This window comes from Rhodococcus sp. Q, from assembly GCF_005503035.1.
GTDB lineage: Bacteria > Actinomycetota > Actinomycetes > Mycobacteriales > Mycobacteriaceae > Rhodococcus_G.
Genome location: NZ_SCOY01000044.1, coordinates 25,413 through 36,127 on the forward strand (window position 1 = coordinate 25,413; position 10,715 = coordinate 36,127).

The 10,715-nt window shown below is 67.3% G+C and carries 10 protein-coding genes and 1 pseudogene; 2 read left to right on the plus strand and 9 right to left on the minus strand.

Features of this window, described 5'->3' with window-relative positions; genetic code table 11:
* Positions 1–96 precede the first annotated feature (96 nt).
* The 4 genes from FFS72_RS24395 to FFS72_RS24410 form a co-directional block, all read right to left on the minus strand.
* Entirely contained in the window at positions 97–498 is a 402-nt protein-coding gene (locus tag FFS72_RS24395; RefSeq protein ID WP_137876377.1) for a hypothetical protein, read from the minus strand.
* 82 nt (positions 499–580) lie between these two features.
* Positions 581–1,438, minus strand: a complete 858-nt coding sequence (locus tag FFS72_RS24400) for a C39 family peptidase (RefSeq protein ID WP_249353507.1) — start codon at positions 1,436–1,438, stop codon at positions 581–583.
* Positions 1,439–1,551: 113 nt separating this feature from the next.
* On the minus strand, positions 1,552–2,715 hold the full coding sequence (locus tag FFS72_RS24405; protein WP_249353508.1) for a hypothetical protein: 1,164 nt from the start codon (positions 2,713–2,715) through the stop codon (positions 1,552–1,554).
* Between the two features lie 225 nt (positions 2,716–2,940).
* Positions 2,941–4,857 (minus strand): Hsp70 family protein, encoded by a 1,917-nt coding sequence (locus FFS72_RS24410; RefSeq protein ID WP_137876378.1) that lies wholly within the window; start codon positions 4,855–4,857, stop codon positions 2,941–2,943.
* A gap of 125 nt (positions 4,858–4,982) precedes the next feature.
* On the opposite strand from FFS72_RS24410, the gene FFS72_RS24415 reads away from it, so the two are divergent.
* Positions 4,983–6,011 carry a hypothetical protein gene (locus tag FFS72_RS24415; RefSeq protein ID WP_137876379.1) on the plus strand — a complete coding sequence of 343 codons (1,029 nt, stop codon included), beginning with the start codon at positions 4,983–4,985 and terminating at the stop codon, positions 6,009–6,011.
* A 186-nt stretch (positions 6,012–6,197) separates the two neighbouring features.
* On the opposite strand, the gene FFS72_RS24420 is transcribed toward FFS72_RS24415, so the two are convergent.
* Positions 6,198–6,404: a hypothetical protein gene (locus tag FFS72_RS24420; protein ID WP_137876380.1), complete on the minus strand. Its 207-nt coding sequence runs from the start codon at positions 6,402–6,404 to the stop codon at positions 6,198–6,200.
* A gap of 35 nt (positions 6,405–6,439) precedes the next feature.
* Positions 6,440–7,006 (minus strand): TetR/AcrR family transcriptional regulator, encoded by a 567-nt coding sequence (locus FFS72_RS24425; RefSeq protein ID WP_171018812.1) that lies wholly within the window; start codon positions 7,004–7,006, stop codon positions 6,440–6,442.
* A 189-nt stretch (positions 7,007–7,195) separates the two neighbouring features.
* Here FFS72_RS24425 and FFS72_RS24430 point away from each other — a divergent pair, with 189 nt between their 5' ends.
* A complete protein-coding gene (locus tag FFS72_RS24430; protein ID WP_137876382.1) occupies positions 7,196–7,690 on the plus strand; it encodes an OsmC family protein in 495 nt (164 codons plus the stop codon).
* Positions 7,691–8,226: 536 nt separating this feature from the next.
* On the opposite strand, the gene FFS72_RS24435 is transcribed toward FFS72_RS24430, so the two are convergent.
* The 3 genes and pseudogenes from FFS72_RS24435 to FFS72_RS24445 form a co-directional block, all read right to left on the minus strand.
* A complete protein-coding gene (locus tag FFS72_RS24435) occupies positions 8,227–8,655 on the minus strand; it encodes a hypothetical protein (protein ID WP_137876383.1) in 429 nt (142 codons plus the stop codon).
* Positions 8,656–8,808: 153 nt separating this feature from the next.
* Positions 8,809–10,239, minus strand: coding sequence for a GTPase (locus FFS72_RS24440; protein ID WP_502704154.1), 1,431 nt, complete (start codon positions 10,237–10,239; stop codon positions 8,809–8,811).
* Positions 10,236–10,715, minus strand: a pseudogene (locus FFS72_RS24445) (dynamin family protein); the annotation flags it as partial. The pseudogene FFS72_RS24445 and the gene FFS72_RS24440, both read right to left, overlap by 4 nt.

Below are 10,715 nucleotides of genomic sequence, written 5' to 3' on the forward strand. Positions count from 1 at the left end.
GCGTATCCCCCGCGCCAGGCGGGAATGCTACCTGCCGCCCCGACGGCCCTCCCGGCTGATCTTGCGCGGGCAGGGTGACCGGTCGGCGCCCTGCTGTCAGTGCAGATCGCCACCCAGGTCCGCGCCGGGGTCCAGTCCCGGATCGAATCCGCCATCGTCGACGGCCGGCTCGAACGCGGTCGTGAACGACGGGTCGTCACCGACGGTGAGGTCGGGGAACGGCTCGTCGGAGCCGTCGGAGTCGGAGTCGTCGAGCACGACGTCGGTGTCGAGTGCGACATCGGTATCCGGTGCATCACCGGCGGCGTCCTCGTCGAACAGGACGACACCGTCCTCGTCGTCGGGGAAGACCGGCTCGTCGCCCATCTCAGGGACCAGGTCAGGGTCGATGGGCGGGGTGTTCGGGTCGAGCGCGACCGACAGTGCCCGCTCCCACAGCCCGTCGGGCATGGGCGGCAGTTCACCCAGTGCCGCGAAGAGGGGGTCGCCGTTGTCCATCACTACACCTCGTTGTCAGTCTTGGTGACAGCCGTTGCCGGGCTGTCAGGGTCTATTGTGCCTGCTACCTCACCTGCGGCGATCACAGTGCGACGACCGCGGACCTACCCCGCCCACCGGCGGCAGGTGTCGGCGCGGTGGCCAGGCCATCGTCGGGGGCGTCGGTGACCAGCATCTGGTTGCCGGAGTCGGCCCACGCCGCCTCGAACTGGGCGATGGGGACCTCGAGCTGGTTGCCGCCCGGGGTGCCGGGGTCGGAGAGGATGACCACTCCGCGGTTGTCGTCGATGCCGGCGACGACGAGGACGTGATCAGCTGTGTCGTCCTCCCCCGCTTCCTGCTCGGGCTGCCAGATCTCGCCGGAGTCGACCATCGCGATCACCCCGTACCCGTCGTCGAGCTTGCCGCGCAGGTCGTCGAGGGAACTGTCGGTCACGGTGCACGGCACGCCCTGGTCCTCGAGCAAGGCTTCGATGTTCGGCAGGGTCATCCCTTCGCTGGGGTCGGTCATCAGCCCGAGCTCGAGGGCGCGGTCCACCAGCTTCTGTGGGCCGGTGATGTCGATGCCGGTGTACTGGGAGACGATCTGCGAGACCGCGGCCGGTCCGCAGTAGCCGTCGACCTGCTGGAAGAACCAGTTCAGCGTCCACGCTTCCGGGTTCCCGTGGACGCCGTCGTCGACGACCTCGACCGGTGCGGGGTCGGATTCGCCTTCGGTGAGGTCGATCTCGTCGAGCGCAGGCGGCACCGACAGCGGCGGGTCCGCGAGGGTCGGAGCAGTCCCCTCCCCCGTGTCCGTCAGGCCGGGAAGGTCCGGCACGAGGTCCACGTCGGCGGGAATCGGCTCCATCTCCACGACCAGGTCGTCGATGTGCCCGGACACGTCGACACCGACGTCAGTCCAGCCGATGGCGGTGAAGCCGTCGCCGAGATCGTCCATGGCGGTGGAACCTCCTGTGGCGGTGATGGTGTGGACGTGCCGCAAACGGCGGAACCGCGCTGCACGCACCACAGCGAGGGCAGGGTGCATGCAGCGCGGAAGGTCGGGGTGGGTCAGGCCAGGTCGCCGGTGACCACGCTGTCGGGTGCCGGCGCCTCGTACACGTCGGTCCCGGCCTGGGTGTGGTAGCCGTCGTCGGCGGGGATCAGCGACTCGTAGGTGCTGATGTCGCCGAAGCAGCCATCACCGACGGTGTCGACGAGAGTCGATTCGAGGGTGCCGTCGCCGTTGTCGTCGGCGATCCGGACGTCGAAGCGGCCGTCACCGTCGACGTCGATGAGCTCTTCGTTGGTGTAGTTGTCGCTGTCGGTGTCGAGGGACGCGGTGTCGAAACGTCCGTCGCCGTCGGTGTCGATCAGCTGCACGTCCTGATCGCCGTCACCGTCGGTGTCGAGCTTGGTCTCGGTGATGCGTGCACCGTCGATGTTGTCCTGACGGAACCGCTCACCGGTCTCGTTGTAGAACGTCGCCAGGTCGACGTCGCCGTCGTCGTCGGTGTCCTCGGCGACCCGGACCGTGCCGTCGGGGCGTGCCGCGGCTGCGGTCTCGTAGGTGCCGTTGAAGTCGAGATCCTGCTCGACGAGGGTGATCTCGCCGTTGTCGTCGACGTGGGTGATGGTGTCGACGCCGTCGACGCGGGAGTGGATGACGTCGACGTTGCCGTCGCGGTCGACGTCGCGCGGCGAGTAGTAGTCGACGTTGTCGTCGACACCGATGGAGGCGTTCTCCGCGGTGGTGGCAGCGGCCGGTGCCGGCTCTGCGACAGGTGCAGGCTCGGTGACCGGTGCCGGCTCAGCCGCAGGCGCAGAGGCGGTCGTGGTGCCGTACGACGCGGTGGACGGATCGCCGACCACATCGGCGTTGGGGAGCTCCAGGTCGTCGATCTCCGCGTCGAGGTTGTCGAGCCGCTCGTTCAGGTCGGCGGTGGTCGGCTCGGTCACAGTGGTCGGCTCGGTCACGGTGGTCTCCTCGGGGATGGCGGTCGCGGTGGGGTCGGTGAGATTGGCGGTCGCGGCGTCAACGCCGGCCTCGGTGGCGGTGACGCTGTCCGCATTGGAGAGTTCGGCGAGCTCCTCCTGGACGGCGGTGTCGATCGCGTCCTGCTTCTCGGCGTCGCTCAGCGTCGGATCGTTGGCGATGGCGTCGAGTTCGTCGACGTACTCGGCGAAGTCGGCGTCGCTGTACTCGGCGTCGGTGTTCTCGGCGGTGCCGCTCATCTGCTCGTCCTTTGCTCGTCGTGAACCGTCTCGGTTTCGCTTGTTGATAGTTGGATGCAGCGATCGGCCGAAAGGTTCCCGCCCACCCGAAAGATTTCTCGGACACAGGGAAGACCGGTGCTCCGCACACGAAAAAAGGGGGACTGCCGGAACCCCCCTTCGTCCGGCAGTCCCCCGCGCAAACACTGCACGGGCCGCTCATCGCGGCCCGTGCAGCGCTGTGGTCTAGTTGATCAGGCCCGACCGGTTCAGGAACGTCTTCGCGCCGTCGAGGCCCTTCGCGCCACTGAACGACGCCATCACTCCGGTGGACGAATTGGCGTACCAAATCGAGAAGCCGTCGTCATAGCCCGGACCGTCGACGTGGGCGGCGGCAGTGCGGCTGGAGTCCTCGACGATCTCGTTCACCTTGGACGTGGAGTCGTTCATCATCGCCTGCCGGATCGAGATGACCCGCTTCTTCGCCTCTTTGGTGTCCACCGAGACGATGATCGACTGGTAGCTGCCCGAGGTGATCCCCGCGGTGAGCGAGCTACCTTCCTTGATCTCGCACTGGATCTGCAGGCCACCGTTCTCGGTTTCCCCGCTGCTCTTGCAGTTCTCGACCTCACTGCGCAGCGCCGGCGGCATCGCCGCGATCACCGCATCCTTGGTCGTCGGGGGCGTCGCTGAAGTACCGCTCCCCGAACCTGCTGCCGCACCACCAGCGGATCCGCTGTCCACCGCGCCGTCGGCGGCCACCGTCGCCGCGTCGGCGGGGTCGTCGCCGCCGCGCAGCGCGAACACACCCACCCCGACACCGATCGCGAGGACCGCGGCCACCGCGGCGGCGACCAGTCCCCACTTCCCCTTGCCGCTGGCGCGATCCGGGACCGGGGTGGTGTTGGCCGGCGGCCACCCGGCTGCCGGGGAACCGGCCGAGGCGCTGGTCGGCCAACCGGGTTGCGGCGCACCAACACCGGGATGGGCATACCCAGCCGGCGCCTGCGTCGGGGCCCCGTGCGTCGGGGCCTGGGCCGCACGCGCCGTGGGAGCCGGGACACCACCGAGACCACGCACGATCGGCGCCGCCGCGGCCAGCGCGCCCTGCGCGACCACCGTCTTCGGGTCATCGAGGGTCGCGATCGGACCGAGATCCTTGAGCCGATCGTGCACGATCGGGATCCGCGACGACCCACCCGTCAGATACAACGCCTCGAGCTGACTCGGATCGGTGACCTGCGCATCAGCCAACGTCAGCCGGGTCAGGGTCACCGCCTTGTCGAGAGCCGGCGCGATCAGCTCCTCGAACTCCTCACGGGTGATCTGGAACCGCTCACTGACTCCCCCGACACCGGTGACGGTGATCGTCGCCGACGGCGCCTCCGACAGAAGCTCCTTCGCGCGGCGGATCGAATCATCCAGGGCGTACCGGACATCCATCGGTGCCTGCGTGCGCAGGAACGTCAGCAGGTCCGGGTTGCGGGCCTCGAGTTGCTGATCGACCCACCGCCGCACCGCCGCGTCGAGGTTCTTGCCGCCGAGACCGTTGTCGCCGCGGGCCGCGACCACATCGAAGGTGCCGCGCTCGTTCGCTTCGAGGACCGCGATGTCGAGGGTGCCGCCACCGAAGTCGAACACCGCGATCTTCGTGCCCGGCGCGAGCGTGTTCGCCCGCGAGTAGTAGTGCGCCGCCGCCCGCGGCTCGGAAACCGTCTTGATCCGCGAGGTGTCGAGACCGATCTTGACGGCCGCATCGAGGAGCACCTGGACTTCGCGCTGCGACCAGCCCTCGGGGTGGGTGAGCACCAGCTCTGTCGGCGACGTCCCGCCGTGGGCGCCGGTTGCCCGCGTGAGCACCGATTCGAGGACCGCCGCGACCGGCACGGAGGTGGGGATGTCGTAGCCGTTGACGTTGACCACGCCCTGCCCGACGGCCCGCTTCGGGGCCGGGACGTAACCGGCGGGGTTGGCTTCGGCGCGGTCGGCTGCGACGTCACCGACGGCGATGTTGTCCGGGGACTCGACGAACACCGCCGAACTCATCGTGGTGCGGTTGTGGCTGAGCTGCAGCGCTTCCACCGCCCCGGACACCGGGCCGGTGTGCGCGGCCGCGGTGTTGGAGGTGCCGAAGTCGATGCCGAGGACCCATTCACGCGCCATCAGAAGCCCACCTTCACGCGCCGCTGGGCGGGGGTGGATGCGATGCGGGGGCGCATGCTGCACGGGCTCATGTTCGGTCCTTCCACGATCTCGCCTGGACCGGCGAGAACTTCACGGTCACCTAGTTGGATGCACTCAACGCCCGAAAGGTTCCCGCCGTCGCGAGGAAATCTCGGACCGAGGTGCGGCGAGCACAATATCGCTGGTCAACGCGAACTGGTGATGCCCCTTGGTGTCGAGTTACAGAGAAGACACGTTTTCTCGATCAGGTGTGCTGCCAGCGGGAGCGGCCCATGGGTCTCTGCCGACTGCGGAAGATGCGAGTCGTCTTGCTTGACACGACATCCGCTGATGATTGCACCGCACCGCAGCGAGACTGTTTACTCGAGGGCGGTGACCTCGCGTCCGACGGCGTCGTCCGTCGGTTCCCCCAGTACGCGGGTATGCATGTGCAGCTTGAGGATGTAGAAGGCCGGGTACTCGAGGGCTTCCTCTACGGAGGATTGACGCTGGCGGAAGCCGACAGGATGCGGCGGATGCCGCCAGTGCACCGCGACGTGTTCGACGACTTCCTGTACAACGCGACCATCGTCGCCGTCGGCGAAGGCGACTGGGCCCGATTTCCTCGCGCGTGCACGATGTACCTGGCCGCGGTCGGCGGCGACCTGCACCGCCCACCACCGTTGATTCCACCCGATGTCGCCGCAACCGTCGCCAACATCGTGTCCCAGTACCGGCAGCGAAAGCCCGGGGACCCACTCAGGCCAGGATCAGGACGCATCACCGAGGCCCAGTACCAACTCGCGCAACGGTTGTTCTACGAGCTCGGCGGAGATCGCGGGGACGGGATCTATGCCGCCGCTGTCCGGGTGTACAGCAAGATGATGTCGGCACGCATCAGCGACGGCTTCGTCCACCCCGCTGTCGGCGGGCACATGTGGGGCGATGTGCGCTCCCGCACGCCACGCACGCCTGACAGTGGCCGCGATGTCACCATCGTGCACACCATCGCTGCGCTCAGCGAAACATGGCGAACCTCGCCAGCCGATCGTCCTGTGATCGAACGCACGATCGTCGACCACGCGCATACCCGTGGCTGGAGGAACGACGATTCGGGACCGTTGCAGCATCCCTCGGAACCCGATACCAACTAAGAGGCGCCGTCACGGAAGAAATCCCGGACCAGGCGCGCCGAGCACAGAACGTACAGGTCAAAGCGTTCCCGCCCGCACCTACAGCTGACCAGTCATTGCCATCTATCCCTCGAGGTCGAGGGCCCCGGCCTGACTGGGGCCAGGGTGTTCGGTCTGGCGATCGACGCGCAAGACAATCGGTCCACCTCAATCACTTCCCCAGGAGAGCAGACGCTTCACCCCGAGTGCACCGAAGTACACGACCGCCCAGATCATGATGAGCGGACAGAGTGCATACGGGATCACGATCGTGGCTGCAACGACGAGAAGTGCTTTCGCCGACTCTCTGTCGCTGACGATGGACGCTAGCGTCACAGCCTTCGTCGTGGTCGCCGATCCTGATGCGTAACTCATGCGATCCTTTCCTCCCCTGAACCGAGATTCCGCGCTCACGATCGGTCCGGGCACGTAGTGGAGGCAGGGTCGGCGCGACCGTGATCCTTGCTTCGAGGCGATTCGCCGGCGAGGAGCCATGTCAGCGCCTTCTCCAAGACCCGTTCTCCCGTGGTGATTTCAGCGAACTGCAGACCGGCCAGCACCGCTACCAACTCGGCGCCGGTGAAACCGGAAGTTCTCTCGAATCCTGGGCTGTCGGTCAGCGCAGCGAACCGGGCCCGCTGCTCTCCGAGCGCTCTGGCCACTGGTGGAGAGCGCACGGCCTCGATCATCAGCTCGAATCGAGTCAGGGTCTGCGCCAGTCCCTCCGATGCCCATTTCCCGAAAGCGTCCTGAGCTGTTCCTCCAGCCGCTGCAGCGTCCAGGTCTGCGAGCTCGAGGTCGGCCATGCGCTCGATCACACCGGCGATCAAGTCTGCCCGCGTGCGGAAGCGGTTCGATGTCGAGCCGGGCGGCAAACCGGCCTCCTCGTCGACCGCACGGTAGGTCAACCCGCGCAGCCCGGATGCCGCGATCACTCGGATCGCAGCATCGGCCAAGACGCGCACACGCTCACTCATGACTACAAACATAGTCGATCACTATGTTTGTAGTCTACGGCGACGATGGTGACCGGCCTGATCGGAGTGCACAGGCAATGACCGCACCGATCCCGCTTCGGCGCAACAACTCCCGTTTCGCTCGGGAATCAGACCGATCCACCGACGAACAGTGGCGGGTCGTTCGCGCTGGTGTGAAAGGATCGGCGCGTGCGTGAACATCACTACGCCCTCACCGTCGCCTGGACCGGGAGCCGGGGTGTCGGCACAGCCGATCACCGCGCCTATAGCCGAGAACACCGGGTCTCGGCCCCAGCGAAGCCCGACCTGGACGGCAGCTCGGATCCCTCCTTCCGGGGTGACCCCGCACGCTGGAACCCTGAGGAACTACTGGTCGCCTCGCTGGCTCAGTGCCACATGCTCTGGTTCCTCAGCCTCGCCGCGTCCGCCGGAGTCGTGATCACCGGGTACACCGACCGTCCCACCGGGACGATGGCCGAGGAACCGAGCGGCGCAGGGCAGTTCACCGAGGTCACGCTCAACCCCGACGTCACGGTGCGCGATCTGGACCCGCACGACGCCCTCGGCGCCGATCTGCTGGCCACGATCGAGTCGCTGCACGAGAAGGCGAACGAGATGTGCTTCATCGCCCGATCGGTGAACTTCGCGGTCCTGCACCGACCCACGACCCGGATCGAGCGCTGACGCGGACATCCGCGCCGATCTGAACGCTCCGCTAGACAAGTCGCGGATGCTCGCCCGGGTTTCCAGTTCGGCACTCCGGAGGTGTCGGTGCAGTGCCACCGAGACTCCGGAGCTCGCGTAGTAGTCATCTAGGACATGCCTTCCGTCACGATGCGACTCGCTCGCCAGTCAGACCCGGGAACGATGACGCGGTGCAAGTTCAGGCAGCGAGCATCCCGTAGGTGCGGATGAGAACGACGAGGGCGGCATGCGGGTGGGAGGCCGAGTTTGCCTGCCGGGGTGGGTTGTTCGACGAGGCGCCGCAGCTCGCTAGTGACAGGGGACGTCGGGTCGGCGTCGAGCATCGCTTGGAGGTGCTCGAACAGGACCACGGTGTGCAGCGCCGGATCCATCTTGGTTCAACCGAGCAGTGCTGGGCACGCCTGGCGCCGTACCCGACCGACCTCCCGCAGTCGGAGGCGCATCGGCCACCTACTGCCCAGGTCGACTGGCTGTGGTCCCGACCCACGACTACTACACCCCAAAGACCGAGCGCATCACTCGTCGTCAGCGTCCTCATAGACGAGGACTTCAAAGTCCTCGTCATCCGAGAAGCGCCACTCACAGGACGCCCACGCCGCCGGATTCGCTTCCGCCACTATCTGCTGTATGGCTTGCTGCACCGACTCTGTCCAATCCTCGAACGACGTTCCCTTATTGCGCTCCAGGTATACCTGGTAGTCAAGACCGGCATGCCAAGGGAACGACCCCCCCGGATAGCGATCCAGGAATACGTCGTAGTCGAGATCGGCAGTCCAGCCGGACAGCATCCACTGATCCTCGCCCTTGGGTTCGAGCTCTCCGAAATTCGGCTCCAGCCCCTCTCGCTTCATCAGCGCACGGACTGCGGGCAGTACCAAATTGGCCTGCTGCATAGTGAGCGGAGCCCGAAGTTCGAAGGAGAAACGAAACAATCTCTGATGCACGAGCCGGAACCCTAGAGCAACGGACCGACAACCCAGATCCATACGCCCGGAGCTACCCCCGGCCTCCCTTATGGCGCCCGCTGATCTGACTTCGATACGGTCGAGTAAAGGGCGCTTCGCGTCACTCCGTGATGGGAGCGGTGCGGCGTGCGTTCAGGCGGCGAGCAGTCCGTACGTGCGAATGAGAACGACGAGGGCGGCGTCCTCCGCGGCGGTCATCGTCGACAGGGCCTGCGCGTGCGCCCACGAGCGCTTCTGAATGGCCTCGGCGCGGACCTGGTCGACGGTGGCATGCGGTGGGAGGCCGAGTTTGCCTGCCGCAGTGGGTTGCTCGACGAGGCGCCGCAGCTCGCTAGTGACCGGGGACGTCGGGTCGGCGTCGAGCATCGCCTGCAGGTGCTCGAACAGGACCACGGTGTGCAGCGCCGGATCCATCCGCAGTTGGTCGACGATGCCGCGGATCCGGTCCCGCGCCGGATGCGAATAGGCGAGCAGGTCGAGTTCGCGGATGATCCGGCCAGCGCGCTGCACCCCCGCGAACACCCCGAGGTGGTGCGCGAGAACGCTACGCAGCTGAGGTACTCCGGAGCAGGCGACGAGCCAGTCGTTGAGGGCAGCGGCGCCGCGGGCCGCGATGGCGCGGCCGTGGATCATGCCGTACTCGCCGAGCAGGTCAACAAGCCGGCCCCGCACCTCCGGCGGCACCGGGACGGACGCGTCGGGTGCTTCGGAGTCGAGCAGGTCGAGCAGGTCGAACGGTTCGATCCCGACCAGTGCGGCGAGGGCGCGGGCATCGGCCTCGGTCAGGGCTCCGGTGTGGGACGTTTCGGCGAGCAGACCGGCGACAGGCAGCACCGTCATCACGGTGTCCTGCATGCGCGCGGCGAGGATGGCGGCGTGCGCGGCGGCGTGCTCGAGCGGATCCCGCACCCCGAGTGCGCCTTCACCGAATCCGTCGGCCCGCGACAGCACCCCGAGAGTGGTCAACGGGGTGAACCCGAGCTTCTTGAGGAACGCGATCTCGTCGGCGCGGGGGGTGGAGTCGAACAGGAACACCGCGGCATCGGCGTCGACGGATGCGGTGCGGGTCTGCTCGAATCCGTCGATCAGCACCCGATGGGTGCGGGCCTCGTTCTCCGCGGTCAAAGTCGCCAGGCCGGGGGTGTCGATGAGGGTGTGGTCGCGGATCGCCGCCGACGGCAGCCACCGCTGCAGGTACGCGACCTGATCGGCGGAGGCGGGCAGCGTGGTGACGTGCCCGCGCACCGTTTCGATCGGCCGGCGGGTGCCGTCGAGAAGGACCGCCTCGGCGCGGGCCGGGGCACCGTCCTGGTAGACGGAGACGACGTGGGTGGCTTCGAGGGCGGCGGTTTCGGCGACCGGCGCCCCGATCAACGCGTTGACCAGGGTCGACTTTCCGGCCTTGAGGCGGCCGACGATCACGATCCGCGGCGGCGACCACAACTGTGCGCCGATCCGGTTGGCGTGCCCGGCCAAGTCGGGGCCGATTGCGGCGAGGGCGTGCAGGGCGCGGTCGAGACTCGCCCGCGCCGGGTCCATCGGCGGCATCATCGGTGTGGTCACGACACCCCACCCCCCGCCGCGGCCACGCCGCCAGCAGACGCGGTGGGGGCGGTGGTGAGCTCACCGATCAGAGCCTCGGCGCGAGCGATGTTGTCGACAACCACCTTCCGGTTCCCCTCCAGCCGCGTCAGCTTCTTCTCCCGGGTGGCCTTGTCGGTGCGCGCGATCTCCTCGGCCTCCTTGATCTGCTTCTGCAGATGCTCGATCGACGCCTTGAGGTGATCGCGGTAGCGGATCACGATCTCCGGCCGCGCCAGCGCCAGCGCCGATTCGAGCATCCGCGCCGTCGTGGTCTTGGTGGTGCCGATCGTTTCCCTCATCCACGCAAGCAGGTTCGTCTTCCCGGCGCGCATCGCCTTGAACCCCAGGTTGACCCCGACCCAGGTGACACCGACGACGGCGCCGACCCCGACGAGGGTGGTCACCCCAATCAGGCCACCGAGCATCGACGACCCCATCACACCCATGGTGAGCAT